This window comes from Sphingomonas sp. GC_Shp_5 (assembly GCF_026540855.1).
Taxonomy (GTDB): domain Bacteria; phylum Pseudomonadota; class Alphaproteobacteria; order Sphingomonadales; family Sphingomonadaceae; genus Sphingomonas.
Genome location: NZ_JALNUP010000040.1, coordinates 1 through 15,865 on the forward strand (window position 1 = coordinate 1; position 15,865 = coordinate 15,865).

Sequence of the window (15,865 nt, forward strand, 5' to 3'; positions counted from 1 at the left end):
ACGTCACTCGTCCGGTCGCGCATCGCCAGTCCGCTTCCGGCGGCACCGGCGCCCCACCAGCAGCCGCTGATCGTCGCCAGCGCCTCGAGCACGCCACCGACAGTCTCGCCGGCAGCGGCGAACCCCGCGACGTTCGTCACCACCGCCGCCTCCACCTCCGGCGCCAGCGCGGCAGCAACGACGCCGCAATTCACTGCCCCCGCGTCTGCCACTACCTCGAAGGTCAGCGATGGAATGCGGTTGCCGTAATCCGCCAGCGCCAGCCCTTCGAACACCGCATAGGCACAGCCGCGATGGGCCGGCGCCGCGCCCTCCGCCGAGGCGATCAGCGGATCGACCGCCTGATCCTCATCGCCCAGGTGAAGCCGGAACCCCGTGCTCGCCTTCCAATCTCCCGCCACGCCGCGCAACAGCTTGCCCTCCGCCCAGATCCGCCCGATCGCCCGGATCGGCCGCGCCGACAGCAGCACCGCAAACGACGCCGAGTAACTGTACGATACGGTGCTCGGCTGTCCCTTGCCGCTGCTGCTGGTGTCACGATGCTCCACCAGATCGGTCGCCCAGATCACCGTCCCCGCCACCCGGATCGTCCCGAACAGTTGCGGAATCTGCGTGCCGTAGCTCGAAGTCTGCACCGCCAGCTCGGTCAGCCGCGGGCCTTGCCGTGCCGCCGGCCGGAACAGCCGGTTGTCGACTCCCTGGCCGATCAGCGCGCCGATCGCGCCGCCGATCGGGCCGCCTATCGCCGTACCCACCGCGGTCAGCACCAGCGTCGCCATCGCGCACCTCCCTCGATTTCACTGTCCAGGCGCCGAGCAGCGGCCATGGCACCGCGCCAGGCCGCGCCACCACCCGGCGCAGCCCCGCATCGGCATGCACCAGCCCGTCCTCCGTCCTGATGGCCATGTGCAATTGCCCAGACCCGGGGACGAGCAGCATCAGATCGCCGATCCCGGCCGAGGACACCCGGCGCAGCACCCCGTCGAGCCACGCCATCACCCGCACCGGATCGCCCCCGCGCAGCGCGTAGCCGCGCGGCACATCCCCCTCATAGCCATCGGCATGCAACGCCAGCGCCGCCGTGCCGACACAATCCAGCCCGCCCGCCACATCGCGCCCATGCAGCCGAAATCGCGCGCCCACCGCCGCCAGCGCTGCCGCCGCGCCCGCCTCACCCACCGGGATAGCGGGTGAGCAGGTCGATCCCCGGCAGGAACGGCTCGCCCCGGAAGTTGGCGGCATTGCCGAACCGGCCGACACAGGTCGCCAGGCTCTTGTCGCATCCCTCGATCAGCTCGACCAACGTCCCGCCCGTCACCGCGAAGCGCGGCGGCACCCGCAACGTGATCGTGCGCCCCTGCGACACCGCCACCGCGCTCTCGAGCCCGCCATTGGCGCCGCCGAACCAGCGTAACAGCCCGCCGCCATAGGCGTCGGCCACCGGCTCGTCTGTGTCGGTCGTCAGCACCGCATCGTTCGCCGCCGTTACCCGGGCGAACCGCCGCCGGCCGCCGAGCGCCACCCGGCAGCGCCGGTCGCCGAGCGAGGCGCGGCATTCGGCGGAGGTCTCTTCCACCACCGGACGCGCCAGCGCGGCGGTGATCCCGGCGAGTTCGGCGGTGAAGCCGCCATCGCGGGTTTCCACCGCGCCGATCCGGCCCTCGCCAAGGTCGGCGACGCGGGCGCCGCTCGTCCAGTCGACCGCGCCAAGCACCACCCGCGCGCCGTCCCAGCGCCCGGCGAGCAGGTCCGCCTCGCCGATCGCGGCACTGTCCAGCGCGCCGCTGACATCCATCGTGTCCGCTTCCAGCCCGTCGCTGCGCACCACCGCCGACGGGGTGATCCCCGGGGCCGCGCGATACAGCAACCCGTCGAGCTCGAGGTCGCGGTCATGCGAGGTCAGCCCGATCGTCACCCCGTCGCGGCGCTCCACCCGCCAGCAGAAGACGATCGTCGACAAGGTCGGCCCCATCAAAGCGGCCGCGCTCATTCCCGCACCTCGATCAACGGCACGGCCGCGGCGGCGCCGGCGAGGAAGGTCGCCCGCGTCACGCTCAGCCGATCCTCGGCGAAGCGCACCGGCACGTCGAAGGTGAAGCTCGCAGTCACCGCCGCGCCGATCGCCGGCGCCTCGTCGAGCACCACCAGCCCCCCTGCCTCCACCACGAAACCCTGCGTCGCAAGTCCTTCCACCGCCACGGCGACACTCGCCGCCACCGGCCGCGTGATCTGCCGCACCGCCGCACCATAATGTTTGATCAGCGAGAACCGGCGCTCGGTCCCGTCGCCGGTCCCGATTAGCTGCCCCACGCCCTCATGATCAAAGGGATCGCGCAGCCGAAACCCACGCGCCGGCCCCAGCCGCGCGCGGAAAAAGTCGAGCAGTGCGGCGATATCGGCCTCGCTGCGCACGCCGGGCCCGACGTCATAGCTCGTCCGCGCCTCAGCCCAGGCGGCGTTGCGCTGCTCGCTGCCACCGGCCGCAGTCAGGATCGCGGTGGAGAAGCTGGGCGCCACCTCCGTCTCGCGGCCCAGCGCCAGCGGGAACAGCACGTCGTCGAATGGATCCACCTCATCCTCCCCCTCGCCGCTTGGCCGGCTGCCGCTGTGGACGAAGCCGTCGCGCATCACCTGCGGCAGCGCCCACAGGAACGTCCTCGCCACGCCCCGTGCCCGCGCCGCGAGTGCCGCCGCCTCGATCGCGCGCCACTGCCGCGCCTGGTCGGGACGCAGCACGAAGCCGGACAGGTAATTCTGCCGCCCCGGCGGATAGTCCAGCCGCGCCTCGGCGGCCGCGACCCCGCGTGCGGTGCCGGCCACGTCGCCCGCCGTCACCCAGTCATAATCCTCGAGCTGGAGCACATCGAACGCCGGCGACGCCCAGCCGAGCGGCATGTTGGCGCGCTTCAGCTCGGGCGCGGCACGATCGAGCACCGTCGGCAGATAGGTCAGCAGATACGTCTCGCACCCGGGTGCGACCGCCTTGGCCGCCGCCGCGAGCGCGATCGTCGATGCCGCGAGGCACGCGCCCGCGCGATCGAGCGTCGCGGTCTGCGCCGGGTCCAGAGGCGCGCGCACGCTGGGGATCGCCGCCGGCGTCAGCGCCGCGACCGCGGCCGGATCGTACAGGCACGGCCGCCCGTCGGCCATCGTCCACCACCATGGCTCGCCGACCTGGAACTTCGCCGCCAGCCCCGCCGCCATCGCAATCCCCATGAACGCCTGGGCCACGGCGCGCAGATAGGCCATCGCGCCGTCATGCGCCGGCGACAGCAGCGTCGAGGGCGGTGCCCAGCCGGTCAGCGCCGGCGAGCCGTCGGCGGCACGCTGCTTCCAGTCGTTCCAGCAGTGCGCGTCGAACAGCTCATAGCTGAGCGACCAGATCAGCTCATAGCCGAGTATCTTGGCCTGGGCAGCAAGATCGCGGTGCCATGCCGCGCAGGCGGTGTTGAGCACGCCGCCTGCCAGGCTCACATAGAAACCGCCCGCCTGCGCCTCGAGCCGGAAGTAATGGCTCATCCCGACATAATGGGTGATCGCGCCGCGATAGCCGAGGTGGAGCGCGTTGCGCAGCAGCCGCGCCGGGGTCAGATTGTAGCTGTCGTCATAACCGCTGGCGATGCTGACGCCGTGCTCGGGCACGATCGCTTCGCCGATCGCCAGCACCGCGCCCGGCCCTTCGCATTCCAGCGCCGTCACCTCCAGCCAGGCATCCTGCGCCGCCGCCAGCGGCGCATCGACGCCGTCATAGCCCGCCGGCACCAGCGACACGAACAGGCGGTCGACGTCCCCCGCCCACACCGGATCGGCCTCGCCCGGCAGCATGAAGCCGCCATCGAGCGCGGCGAAATCGAGCGACACCAGTGCATCGTGCGGCGTGCCGACCGCATAATTCCACAGCCGCACATACCAGGATCGCGGCTGCCCCGCGGCGTCCCGCCCCTCGATCGTCAGCGTCGGGCCGTTGATCGCATTCAGCGCGACGACCCCCGCCGATCGCCAGTGGAACCGCAGCCGGCAGCCGCGGAAATCGCGCGCCGTCTCGTAGCGCAGCAGCGGATGGTCGATCAGATCCTCCGCCGCCCAGATCAGCCCGGCGAGATCGTCGCGCTTGTAGAACACCGCATCCACTCGCAGCGCATCGGCGGCGGTGGAAATCACGCTCGCCATCATCGGCCGCGGGAAATTGACCGTCCAGAAGCGCGGGTCGAACCGCGTGATCACGCCTTCGGCCTGCACGGTGCGTTCGTTGCACAACCAATAGGCCATGGTCCGCCCTCCTCGTTGCGCGACAGGTTGCCGCTCAGCCTTCCAGCGCCGCCTTCACCGCCCGCGCCACCTGACGGGTCGACTGTTGCAGCGCGGCGGGTGCCGTCCCCGCGGCGGCGTTCACCGTGATCGCCACCTGCACGTCGCGGGTCGCGGCGGCAGTCGGCGTCTCGACCCGGCCGGCGGCGGTGGGCACGAACAGTTCGGGCCCGCGCTCCCCCACCACATAGGCGCGGCCCGGCGCCACCGGCCCACCGGTTGCCCGCCCCGGCAGCCCGAGCAGCGTGCCGAGCAGCCCGCTCACCCCCTGAGCCGATCCGCCGCCGGTTACCGACTGCAATCCCGCCGACAGCGCCAAACGCGCGATCTCGGCCATGGCGGCAAGCGCCACCGCCTTCAGATCCTCGAACCCGAGCTTGCCGGTGCGCACCGCGCGCAGCAGCGATGCCTCGATCATCCGCCCGGCGCGATCGGCGCCGGCGCCGAGCACGTCCTCGAGTTCGCCGCGCATCGCCGCCACCTGCCGCGCGAAGCCAATCGTGTCGGCGCGCACGCCGACCGTCACCTCGCCATCCTCATCCATCGGGAAACGCCTCCTTCAGCCGTGCCAGCAACGCCGCATCGGGCGGCGCCCCGCCGCCCGCCTCGCCTGTCAGCGCTGTCACCACCGCGGCGAGCTCGGCCGGCGTCGCCCGCCAGAACACGTCGGGCGTCCACCCCAGCGTCGCCCCCGCCATCCCGGCGAGTCGCAGCGCCGACGCGCCGAATGCCTCGCTCATCGCCCGGCGAGGATTTGCCGCAGCAAGATCCTCAGCACCGGCATCGCCTGGCTCAACCCAAGCGCCATCACCGCCTCGCCAAGCGCCTCGCGCGTCACCGCCTCGGGGCGCGCCTCGAGGCAATGCCAGAACAGCCCGACCATCTCGGCGAGCGACAATCTGCCCTCCGCCGCCGGCTCGACCAGCGCGAACAGCGGGCCGAGATCCGCCTCGGCCGTCGCCAGCGCCTGGAACGAGGGCCGCAGCACCAGCTCGACGCCGTTGACGCGCAGCGCCGCCTCGCCGCGCAGCGGGTTCGCCGCGGTCACGACGCCACCACCGGCCCGGAGCTTTCCAGCGTCAGCGTGTAGGATCGCTCGCCGTTGAAATCACCGGCGTAATCGAGCCGCGTCACCAAGAACCGCCCGGTCATCGCATCGCCGCTCTCGAAGCTCAGCCGGTAATCGTCGAGGGACCCGGACAAGGCGCTGGTTTTGATCCGCGCCTCGGCCGCCGAACCGGTGAACACGCCCGCGCCCGAGACGCTGACGCTGCGCACGCCGGCGCCCGACAGCAACTGCCGCCACCCACCCGAATCCTTGCTGGTCACCACCACCGCCTCGCCGTTCACCGACAATTGCGTGGTTCTCAGCCCCGCCACCGTCGCAAACGCCGGCACCGCCGCGCCATCGCCCACCTTGAGCAGGAAGGCGCTCCCCCGTTCCACTGCCATCACCCTCTCCCCGTCAGCTGTCGGCGCGATAGACCTGCACCGCGAACTCGCTCATCGCCCACCATTCGTTGTTCTTGGCGCGCGCGATGCGGCTCCGCGTCAGCCGCAGTCCGCCGAGCCGCCACCCGCCCGCGCCGAGATCCGCCGGCAGCGCCTCCACCACATCCTCGACCAGCCCGACCAGCAGCCGCAGCCGCGCCGGCCGCTCGCCGGCGTCCCGGCCCTGCACGCTCACCGTGCCGAACCGGCCGAGCAGCCCCGCCGCATCGTTCGCCGCCAGCACCGGCTCGTCGACCAGCAGATAGGGCAAGCCGCCGCGCACCGGCGGCGCGTCATAGACAGCCGTCGGCGCTGCCGCCTTGAGGTGGGCGACCAGCGCCGCCTGCAGTGCCTCGCGCGCGCTCATACCGGCACGCTCCGCCCGAGCCGCAGCCGCCGATACGGCCGCCACAGCGCTGCAACGGCAGTCGGCGGCGCGGAATCGCCTTCGCGATGCTCGAACAGATGCGCGATCAGCAGCAGCAGCACCTGCGCCACCGCCGCGGGCAGTGTCGCCCAATCCGCCGCCACGCCCGCGGTGTAGCTCACCGCTACCTGAGTGGCGTCGCCCGCTGCGATCACCCGCACCCAGCCAATGCCATCGGCGTCGATGTCGAGCGCATAATCCGGCGTCGCCATCACGAACGGTGCGCCGGCCGCCCGCAAGCCCGTCACCCCCGCGATCCGCGCCACCGGCGCCTGCCGCAGCCGCTGCCAGCCCGGCGCCACCGCCAGCACATCCTCGAACCCGCGCGCGATCAGCGCCTGGCCGCAGAACGATTCGGCAAGATCGAGCGCAGCGCGCGCCAGCGTCTCGAGCAGCGCCGCCTCCTGCCCCGTCTCCTGGCCCGCCTCCAGCCGAAGATAGCCCTGCGCCGCCGCGATCGCGCCTGCGATCGCCTCGGCCGGCACCGCCGATCCGCTCATCATCCTGTCCCCCACATGATTCCGTCAGGTGGCGACGCCCGGGGTGCCCCATCCCCGGACGTCGCCGTCGCGCAGGCCGTCAGGCCGCAGCGAACTTCATCAGCTTGATCGCCTCCGCATTGGTGACGCAGCCGCCGATCCGCTTGGTCGCGTAGAAATTGACGAACGGCTTGTTCGAATAGGGATCCCGGAGGATCGCGGTCTCGCTGCGCTCGGCGATCAGATAGCCGGCGCGGAAATTGCCGAACGCGATCGCGAGCGCATTGGCGGCGACGTCCGGCATGTCCTCGGCCTCCACCACCGGATAGCCGAGCAGCGTCGCGGGCTGCCCGGCGCTGAGGCTCGGCTGCCAGACGAACGCGCCGTCGCTGGTCTTGAACTTGCGGATCCGCGCCAGCGTCGCCGCATTCATCACGAAGCACGCCCCCTGCCGATAGGGCGCGCGCAGCGCCTGGACGAGATCGATCAGCCGCTCCTGCGGGTTGGCGGCGAAATCCCCCGCCGCGCCGCTGGCGAGATATTGCAGCGTGCCGAACGCCCGGGTCGCATCGCCCGCGGTGCCGGTCGGCGCCTGGAGGAAGCCCTTGGGCCGGTTGACCCCCGAGCCGTTGACGAACGCCGCCCCTTCGGCGCGCGCGAACTCCGCCGCGATCTCGCCCGCCAGCCATGCCTCGACATCGAACGCCGCATCGTCGAGCATCGCCTGGCTCGCGCTCGGATTGGCGTAGAGCTCGCCCATCGGTGGCGCGATCTCGGCGAACACCGGTGTCGCCGTTTCCGGCCGCGCCGCCGTCTCGGCCGCCCAGCCCGACGGGGTACCGCCGCTGGTGACGAGCTTGCGATAGCCCGCCGACCCGACCTTGACGACGTTGGCGATCCCCCGGATCGGCGAGGCCGCAATCAGCAGCCGATCGATCGTCGCATCGATCTCGCGCGGCACCGCAAAGCCGCCGGCATCGCCGGTCACCCCGGTGAACGCCTTCATCTCCACCGTCGCGCCGCTGCGCAGGAAGCCGTCGAACGCGGCGCCCCCCGCGTCATGCTCGATTACCCGCGCGCCATCCAGCGCCGGCCGCTCGACCGTCGTGTCCATCGTCACCCTCCGTTGTTGAAAACCCGAATGTGTCCTGCGGTGGCGCCGCGTCAGCCCACCTGGTCCACCCGCGCCAGCGGCTGCATCGGCACCGCCACCAGGCTCACCTCGACCAGCTCGAGCGACATGAGCTCGCGCCGCGCGCCCTGGCGCACTGTCCGCGGGCGATAGCCCACCGACAGCCCGGCCACCGCGCCGCCGCGCACCAGCGCCGCCAGCCGCGGCTCGGCGATCGTACCGCTCACCCGCAGCCCGCGCGCATCCTCGCCGAGCACCTCGATCGTGCCGACCGGGCGCCCGCGATGCTGCCACAGCAGCGGCACCGTGCCGGCGCCGGCAAACGCGCCGGCGCGCATCACGTCACCCGCCCGGTCGACCCGGTCGAACACCGCGGCGTAGCCGGCGAACCTCACTTCAGCCACGCGCCGAACCCCAGCTTCACCGCCAGCCCCGCGAGCAGCACCGCGCCCACCACCCGCATCACCCAGCCGAGCGCGGCCTTCCACGCCGATCGCTTGGCATCGCGCCACGCGGCGAGCAGCTCGCGCAATTCGGCCACGTCGCGCTCGGCGCGCTCGTCGTCGAGCCCCAGCCGGGTCAGCGCCCGGCTTGCGCCGAGTTGCCCCGCCTCCTCCACCAGCGCGCGCAGCGTCACCAGATCGGGGCTGCCCCGCGTTCCCTCGTGCAGCAATTGCGCCATCAGCTGCGCCAGCACCTCGCCGCTCATGACGTCACCGCCTTGTCGTGATCGTTGCCGCCGATCCCCAGCATCGCGCGCTTCTCGGTGGGCGTGAGGAAGTCCGCCGCGCTTACCGAGCTCCACAGCCGCTCGCGATCCTCCGCCAGCGCCGGCACCGCATCGAGCGCCACCGCCAGGCGCGCGTCGGCGAACCAGCCCGACAGCCCCTGGGCTATCCCGGCGAGGATCGTGCCGGCGAGCGGCAGCACCGTTAGCCGCACAATGCGCGATTGGCTTCGCGGTAATTGGCGTAGGTCGCGTCACCCGGCAGCCCGAGCAGCATCGGCGGCACCCCGAAGGCGAGCGCGATCTCGCGCGCCGCCGCCGTCTTCAGCCCGACAAAATCCATCTCGGCGGGGCTCAGCGACAGTGGTTGCCAGCGCAGCCCGCCCTCGAGCAGCATCGGCCGCCCAGCGTTGCCGGCGCCGGCGAACCCCGCCTCCATCTCCGCCTTCAGCCGGTCGAACTGTTCGGCGCCCAGCGCCGAGCCGTCGCCCGGCTCGTAGACCAGCGCCCCCGACGGCCGCGCCGCATTGTCGAGCAGCGCCTTGTTCCAGCGCGTCGCGGCATTGTGGATCGCCACCGCGCCCGCCGCCGCGCCCAGGCAGCCCAACCCGTAATGATCGTCGACCGGGTTGAAGCTGCGCAAGTGGATGAGCTGCGGCCGCACCGGGTCGGCGGCAAGCCGCGTCACCCGCTCGCCCACTGCATAACGATAGGCCGCCGGCCAGCCGCCTGCGTCCACCTCCACGCTCACCCGCTCCGGACGCAGCGCATAGAGGTCAACCGCGGCGCCCTCGGCGTCGCGCAGCACCTGCACATAGGCATTGCCGTGCAGCAGCAGTTGCGCCGCCACCGTCTCCAGCAGCGGCTGGCCGCCGCTGCGCGCCGCCACCATCGTCGCCAGCACCGGATCGCTCGCGGCCAGCGGCGCATCCGCCACGCTCTCGGCGACCAGCTTCACCGCCCGCTGCGCGACAACGTTGCCGACGAACCCCTCGCGCACCTGCGCCTCGTAGGAACGCGGCCATTCCCCGCCCCACGCCGCGGCAGTGCCCGCGCGCGACAATGCCGGCCGAACCATTTCATCCCGAAGCTCCTGAAAAAGAATCCTGCGCCCGTGCCGTCATCCCAGCCAGACCCGTCATCGCAGCCAGATCCGTCATCCCAGTGACAGCTGGGATCTCAAGCGATGGCGCTACCGGCCCGCCAGTTGGCCTGCCAGGCGCCCCACGCGCCCGCCGCTACAGGTTATGCACCGCCACCTTCGGCTGCCGCCGCAGCAGCAATTCCGTCACCGCCCACACCAGGGCATCGGCACGGTCGGGCGATCGCGCGGGGCCCTCATAGCCGCCGCCGGCCATCAGCCCGCACAATTCGTCCTCGAGCTGCGGGAACGGCCGGGCATGGCTGACCAGCCCGCGCTCGTACAAGGCGGCCACCGGCTCCGCCCGCGCCACCTTGCCGTGCGTCGCCCGCACCAGCTTCACCGGCAAGGTGACGTCTGCCGCGAGCAGCACGGACCTGACCATCTCGCCGCCCTGGTTCGCTTCGGCCACCACCCGATCGGCGCCATGCCGCGCCGCGCATTCCGCCACCGCATGGGCCCAGCCGTCGGGCGACAGGCCGGCCACGCTGGCATCCTCCACCACCCGCGCGCTGCCATCGACAGTCAGCACCACCGCGACGATCCCGCAGGCATCGCCGCCACGCCCGTCGGCGGTGCCCGCCGGCGGATCGACGCCGACCACCACCCGCTTCACCGCCGCCGCCGACACCGGCGCCGCCAGGGCCTGTGCGATCATCGCCCGCGTCCACAAGGCACCCTCCACATCCTCGATCAGCTCGCCGTCCAGCTCCTGCCGGCCGAGCGGGGTGCCGCCGTACGTCTGCTCGACGTGGTCGACGAACGCCGCCGCCAGATAGGCATTGTCGCGCGTCCGCCCGCGCGTCTCGACCACGCCGTTCGCGGCCATCACGCGCTTCATCAGCGCGGTCGGCCGCGGCGTTGTGGTCACGATCACCCGGGGATCGCTGCCGCGCCGCATTCCCATCATCAGATTGTCCCAGGTCGCCTCGCCGCGCCGCCACTTGGCGAGCTCGTCGCACCAGGCGGCGTCATGCTCGGGCCCGCGCAATTTGTCGGGCGTTTCCGCGGCATAGACGAAGGCGCGCGCGCCGCTCGGCCAGGTCACCTCGCCGGTCGAGGCGACGAACCGCGGCACATGGCCGATCGGTGCCACTGCCACCACGCCGCTCGGCCCCTCGATCATCACCTGCTGGACGTCGCGCGCAGTGGCGCCGACCAGCGCGATCTGCGCGTCGCCGCGGCGGGCGATCTGGTTGACCCATTCGGCGCCCGCGCGCGTCTTGCCGAAACCGCGCCCGGCCCGGATCAACCAGATCCGCCACGCGCCCTCGGGCGGGGTCTGCCCCGGCTGCGCCCAGCCTCCCACCCAGCGTTGCAACAGCTCACGCTTGTGCGCCGGGCTCAGCTGGCCGATCAGCCAGCGCCGACCTCATGATCGATCAACCACCGCCAACGGATCAGGCCTCACGCGCCATGGCCGTGAAGTTGCTGCAGGCCTATCGCGACGAACGAGCGGCCGGCGAGGCGCATGCGCTGCGCGGCAAGCAATGCCCGATCCAGCGCCCGGGGCTCAAGCGCTAGCAACCTGCCTCAGTCGTCGCGATCCGCGTCGGCAGCGCTTGCCAACCCTGTCATGATACGCTCGATCGCCGGCAGCGCACGTGGGGTCAGCCGCAGCGCCGTCGGGCCATCGCCAAGCTTGGACAATTCCGTCTCGACCAGCCCGGCATGGACCATGGCATCCACCCAGCGGCCGGCGAGCGGCGGCGGCAGCGCCATATGCGCCGCCGCCGTTTCCATCGTCTCGCAGCGGCCTTCCATCTCCGCCGTATAGAGCAGCAGCAGCAACTCCGCCGGCGGGCTGGTGATCAGGCTGCCGCCGAACTCCGCCTTGCCGGCAATGAACCCCTGGATCAGCAGCTTGGCGACGCGCCAGTGGCGCTCGACGCTGGACTGTCCCGCGGGCTGGTCGAGCGGCCGGCAGGTGGCGATCAGGCGGTTGATCCCGCCCTCGCTCAGCCGCGAGATATGGTTGTTGACCCATTGGATCGATCCGTCGCGCCGCACATAGCGCTTGGTGATCGAGAATGGCGTGCCGTCGTGGCAGACCCGGTCGAGCAATGCGGCGTTGACGCTGCGATCGTCGGGATGGGTGAATTCCAGCGGATGGCGACCGATCAACGCGGCCGGCGCATCCATCAGCAGGTCGGCATAACGCTGATCGACCGAAAGAAAGCGTTGGTCTGCGTCGCTGATGCACTGCGCAATCGGCCGGGAAAAGGAGGTCATCGCGCCTTCGAGAAGGTAACATTTGGGAAAGGCGCGGTTTTTAGTTGATCGTCCGCCAAGGTCAACCGTTGTGTACCACCTGGATCAATCAGCCCTGGTGGCTGGCGGCACTGGTCGCGCACGCCATGACCGGACCCAGTCAAACAGGCCGCGGCGCGGTGGCGGGGGTGCTGCGACGGCGGCTGGGGGCGGTGTTGGCGCGTCGGTCGGAACCCGCGCCAGATCGAGCATCAAGCCGGTGACGTCGCGCCCGAGCGTGTGATGGTTCTCGGCATCATAGGTCGCGCGCAGCGCGCGCCCCACGGTGTACAGGGTTCCGCTTTGGCGATGTTCGAGTTCAGCCTCTACCTTCTCTTCCACCCACCAGCCTCCCGTCCGCGCGATCACCTGTCTTGGAAGGTGTCTCAACGTACGGGGCGGGGCGAGGTTCACTGCCGCTGATCAAAGGCTCCCGCCGGGTGGGTCAATGCCTCAGCCTGGCTCCGCCACGGCTGCTGCCGGCTGATCATGGTCACCGTCGTCGCCATCGGCGCTGCCATAGCAGCGATCGAGATAGTGATTGGCGATGATGTAATGCGCCCGCACCGCCGAAGGGTGGGTCGCGCGCTGGGCCAGCTCCAATTCCGTCTCGGCCCGCTCGTAATAATAGATGTCGTCGGTACGCATGGTACGCTCGTCATGCCTCTAAAATCTGCGACCGACTCTGGCCGCAGACGCCTCTGCCCTGTGGATGTGCACGGTAGATGACAGTGCCTGCCGATGCCTTGCCCCGCATCAATACGCACGGATCTCCCCACCCGAATGGCTGAAACGCACTATTCGCCGCGCGGTTCACACCGGATCACGCGGCTCGTCGCAAGCGGATGGCTGATCGCCGCAGCCGCCGCGGCAATGCTCAGCCGGCCGCGGCCGCCTCGGCCACGGCAGACCAGGCGGCGATCTCCGCATCATGGTGGCGCGCGATAGCGAGATCGCCCGCGCGGCCGCTGGCGAGGTCCACCTCGACGCTGCCCTCCCACTCCCAGGTGGCGTTGCCCGACAGGCTGACCATCGCCGCCTCGCTCACGCTCGCGCGCACCAGCCCGCCCTTGTTGAACACGGTAATCGGCGTGTCATAGGCCAGCCGTCCGGTTAGGCAGGCGGCATAGCTCGACGCCGCCATCGCGCTGCCGCAGCTGTCGGTCAGCCCCACCCCGCGCTCGAAGGTGCGCACAAACAGGTCGCCGCCGCGCGGCACCGCGAACGAGACGTTGGCGCGGTTGGGCAGCCACGCCGGTGCCGCCTCGCAGGCTTCGCCCACCCGGCTGAGCTCGGCCTCGTCCACCGCGTCGACGAAGCTCACCAGATGCGGGTTGGGCATCGCCACCGCGGTGAAGGTCCGGCTCGTCGGCAGCGGCGGGATCACCGATCCGATCAGCCGCGCCGCGCCGCCGCTGCCTTCCGCGCCGATCGGCCAGGCGGCAACGTCCAGCCCCGCCGGCCCCGCGATCTCGCGCACGGTATAGACCTCCGGCGCGACATCGCGGTCGCGTCCCACCCACGCGCTCGACGTCTTCAGCCGGACGGTCGCCTCGTCGAGGCCGAGCGCCTCGAATCCCAGCCGCGCGACGCAGCGCAGCCCGTTGAGGCAGGTCTCCGCCTCCGACCCGTCCGAGTTGAGCATCGTCATCGCAAAGCGATGGTCCGCGTCGCCGTCGCGCAGCAGCAGCAGGCCATCGCCCCCCACCGGCCCGCGCCGATCGGCAAGCGCGCGCGCCACCGTCGCCCATTGCTGCTCGTCGAGCGTCATCCCCCGCGCATCGATCAGCGGGAAATCGTTGCCCGACCCATGGCATTTCACGAACGCGAACCGCACGACCCATCCTTTTCCCGTCTGCACCCCGGGTCTACACCGCGCCGCGCCGCCATGCACCCCCGCCGATCGCACGGCATGATCCGCACCCACTCGCCTTGCCCGATCATGCCCGATAAGGATCGGCTTTCCCCGGGAGAGCCTTCGCCGATGCACCGTTCCGCCGCCCTCGCGTTCGCTCTCGCCGCCCTGCCGCTCGCCGCCGCCGCCGCGCCCGCCGATCCGGTGTCGCCCGCGGCGCTGTCCGTCGATGTGAAGGTGCTCGCATCCGACGCGTTCGGCGGCCGCGCGCCGGGCACCCCGGGCGAAGCAAAGACGGTCGAGTGGCTGGTCGCGCAGTTCAAGGCGGCGGGGCTCCAGCCCGGCGGCGCGAACGGCAGCTGGACGCAGGCCGTGCCGCTGGTCCGCACCCAGCTCGGCGCCGGCACCGTCTCGGCCAACGGCACCGCCTGGACGATGGGCCGCGAGGTCTATCTCTCCACCGTCCGCCCGCTCGCCCGCGCCACCATCGCCCACGCGCCGCTGGTGTTCGTCGGCTATGGCGTCACCGCGCCCGAGCGCCAGTGGGACGATGTCAAGGGCGTCGACCTCAAGGGCAAGGTCGCGGTGTTCCTGGTCAACGATCCCGATTTCGAGGCCGCGCCGGGCGACGACGCCAGCGGCCGGTTCGGCGGCCGGCGCATGACCTATTACGGCCGCTGGACCTACAAGTTCGAGGAAGCCGCCCGCCGCGGCGCGGTCGGTGCGCTGATCGTCCACGACACCGCCGGCGCCGGCTATGGCTGGCCGACCGTCACCGCCCCCGGCGGCGAGAATTACGACGTCGCCACCCCGCCGGCGCCGCGGCTGATGCTGCAGGGCTGGATCGAGGGCGATGCCGCCACCCGCCTGTTCGCCGCGTCCGGGCTCGATCTCGCGCAGCTGCGCCGCGCCGCGCGCCGCGCCGATTTCCGCCCGGTCGCCCTCACCGGCAGCGGTCTCGACGCCGACTTCCCGGTCGCAGTGACCCGCGCCGAGAGCCGCAACGTCCTGGCCAAGCTCGTCGGCCGCACCCGCCCCGACGAGGTGGTGATGTATGGCGCCCATTGGGACGCCTATGGCGAGGGCAAGCCCGATGCCGATGGCCGCCGCATTCGCCCCGGCGCCAATGACGATGCGCTCGGCACCGCCGGCGTGCTCGCGATCGCACGCGCCGCCGCCCGCGCGCCGCGGCCCGCCCGCACCCAGGTGTTCGCGCTGTGGACCGGCGAGGAGCGCGGCCTGCTCGGCTCCGAAACCTACGCCACCCACCCGATCTACCCCGTCGCCACCACCGTCGCCAACCTCACCCTCGACATCCTCCAGACCGCCGGGCCCGCGCGCGACGTGCTGCTGGTCGGTGCCGGCCAGAATGCGCTGGAGGACCGGCTGGCGGCGGCGGCGCGCGCCCAGGGCCGCACCGTCACCCCCGAGGCGCTGCCCGAGCGCGGGCTGTTCTACCGCGCCGACCATTTCTCGCTCGCCCGCCGCGGCGTGCCGACGCTGCTGCTGATGGGGATCAGCGGCGCCCCCGATCTCGTCACCGGCGGCCGCACCGCCGGCCAGGCCTGGCTCGAGGCCTATATGCGCTGCTACCACCAGACCTGCGACGCCTGGTCGCCCGACTGGGACCTGCGCGGCGCCGCCGCCGACGTCGATCTCATCCGCCGCATCGGCACCGAGCTCGCCGCGGGCGCCGACTGGCCGGCCTGGAACCCGGGCTCCGAATTCAAGGCGATCCGCGCCGAGACGGCAGCGCAGCGGGGCACGCGCTAGCGCGACGCCACCCGGAGCGCGTGACGCGGGCGATCGCCCGGCCGTATCGGGCCGGCCGCCTTACAGCTTGTCACACCGGCACGATGTCACACGCCCACGTCGTCACACCCCCCCACCGCGCCGTCGCCAGAAGCACGGACGCCCCCCAGCCGTCACCCCAGCGAACGCTGGGGTCTCCCGCGGCTCCAGTCCCGCCCCAGTCCCCCATCGCCCGAGATCCCAGCGTCCGCTGGGATCTCGGGCGATGGGGGACTGGGGCGGGACTGGAGCCGCGGGAGACCC

General features: G+C 71.8%; 17 protein-coding genes and 2 pseudogenes. 1 reads left to right on the plus strand and 18 read right to left on the minus strand.

Annotated features, from left to right (window positions below):
- The 18 genes and pseudogenes from OXR60_RS18810 to dapF form a co-directional block, all read right to left on the minus strand.
- Positions 1-779: pseudogene (locus tag OXR60_RS18810) on the minus strand (hypothetical protein); the annotation flags it as partial.
- 392 nt (positions 780-1,171) lie between these two features.
- Positions 1,172-1,990, minus strand: coding sequence for a DUF2163 domain-containing protein (locus OXR60_RS18820; protein WP_267397541.1), 819 nt, complete (start codon positions 1,988-1,990; stop codon positions 1,172-1,174).
- Positions 1,987-4,269: a DUF2460 domain-containing protein gene (locus OXR60_RS18825; RefSeq protein ID WP_267397542.1), complete on the minus strand. Its 2,283-nt coding sequence runs from the start codon at positions 4,267-4,269 to the stop codon at positions 1,987-1,989. The genes OXR60_RS18820 and OXR60_RS18825 overlap by 4 nt, the downstream gene beginning before the upstream one ends.
- 34 nt (positions 4,270-4,303) lie before the next feature.
- A complete protein-coding gene (locus tag OXR60_RS18830; RefSeq protein ID WP_267397544.1) occupies positions 4,304-4,852 on the minus strand; it encodes a tail tape measure protein in 549 nt (182 codons plus the stop codon).
- A complete protein-coding gene (locus tag OXR60_RS18835) occupies positions 4,845-5,048 on the minus strand; it encodes a phage tail assembly chaperone (protein WP_267397545.1) in 204 nt (67 codons plus the stop codon). The genes OXR60_RS18830 and OXR60_RS18835 overlap by 8 nt, the downstream gene beginning before the upstream one ends.
- Positions 5,045-5,356, minus strand: coding sequence for a gene transfer agent family protein (locus tag OXR60_RS18840; protein WP_267397547.1), 312 nt, complete (start codon positions 5,354-5,356; stop codon positions 5,045-5,047). The genes OXR60_RS18835 and OXR60_RS18840 overlap by 4 nt, the downstream gene beginning before the upstream one ends.
- Entirely contained in the window at positions 5,353-5,760 is a 408-nt protein-coding gene (locus OXR60_RS18845) for a phage major tail protein, TP901-1 family (protein ID WP_267397548.1), read from the minus strand. Before OXR60_RS18845 ends, OXR60_RS18840 begins: the two co-directional genes overlap by 4 nt.
- A 13-nt stretch (positions 5,761-5,773) precedes the next feature.
- On the minus strand, positions 5,774-6,166 hold the full coding sequence (locus OXR60_RS18850; RefSeq protein WP_267397549.1) for a hypothetical protein: 393 nt from the start codon (positions 6,164-6,166) through the stop codon (positions 5,774-5,776).
- Positions 6,163-6,726: a hypothetical protein gene (locus OXR60_RS18855; protein ID WP_267397550.1), complete on the minus strand. Its 564-nt coding sequence runs from the start codon at positions 6,724-6,726 to the stop codon at positions 6,163-6,165. Before OXR60_RS18855 ends, OXR60_RS18850 begins: the two co-directional genes overlap by 4 nt.
- 79 nt (positions 6,727-6,805) lie before the next feature.
- Positions 6,806-7,819: a phage major capsid protein gene (locus OXR60_RS18860; RefSeq protein WP_267397551.1), complete on the minus strand. Its 1,014-nt coding sequence runs from the start codon at positions 7,817-7,819 to the stop codon at positions 6,806-6,808.
- Between the two features lie 50 nt (positions 7,820-7,869).
- Positions 7,870-8,232, minus strand: a complete 363-nt coding sequence (locus OXR60_RS18865; protein WP_267397562.1) for an HK97 family phage prohead protease — start codon at positions 8,230-8,232, stop codon at positions 7,870-7,872.
- Entirely contained in the window at positions 8,229-8,546 is a 318-nt protein-coding gene (locus OXR60_RS18870) for a DUF6127 family protein (RefSeq protein WP_267397553.1), read from the minus strand. Before OXR60_RS18870 ends, OXR60_RS18865 begins: the two co-directional genes overlap by 4 nt.
- Positions 8,543-9,642, minus strand: a pseudogene (locus OXR60_RS18875) (phage portal protein). The gene OXR60_RS18870 and the pseudogene OXR60_RS18875 overlap by 4 nt, the downstream one beginning before the upstream one ends.
- Before the next feature lie 160 nt (positions 9,643-9,802).
- On the minus strand, positions 9,803-11,065 hold the full coding sequence (locus tag OXR60_RS18880; protein WP_267397564.1) for a terminase family protein: 1,263 nt from the start codon (positions 11,063-11,065) through the stop codon (positions 9,803-9,805).
- A gap of 173 nt (positions 11,066-11,238) precedes the next feature.
- Positions 11,239-11,937: a PAS domain-containing protein gene (locus OXR60_RS18885; RefSeq protein WP_267397554.1), complete on the minus strand. Its 699-nt coding sequence runs from the start codon at positions 11,935-11,937 to the stop codon at positions 11,239-11,241.
- A gap of 84 nt (positions 11,938-12,021) precedes the next feature.
- Complete coding sequence (locus OXR60_RS18890; protein WP_267397556.1) at positions 12,022-12,297, minus strand: hypothetical protein; 276 nt, start codon at positions 12,295-12,297, stop codon at positions 12,022-12,024.
- Between the two features lie 111 nt (positions 12,298-12,408).
- A complete protein-coding gene (locus OXR60_RS18895; protein WP_267397557.1) occupies positions 12,409-12,603 on the minus strand; it encodes a hypothetical protein in 195 nt (64 codons plus the stop codon).
- A 229-nt stretch (positions 12,604-12,832) separates the two neighbouring features.
- Positions 12,833-13,792 carry a diaminopimelate epimerase gene (gene dapF, locus OXR60_RS18900; protein ID WP_267397558.1) on the minus strand — a complete coding sequence of 320 codons (960 nt, stop codon included), beginning with the start codon at positions 13,790-13,792 and terminating at the stop codon, positions 12,833-12,835.
- A 147-nt stretch (positions 13,793-13,939) separates the two neighbouring features.
- Here dapF and OXR60_RS18905 point away from each other — a divergent pair, with 147 nt between their 5' ends.
- Entirely contained in the window at positions 13,940-15,583 is a 1,644-nt protein-coding gene (locus OXR60_RS18905) for a M28 family peptidase (protein ID WP_267397560.1), read from the plus strand.
- Positions 15,584-15,865: the final 282 nt, after the last annotated feature.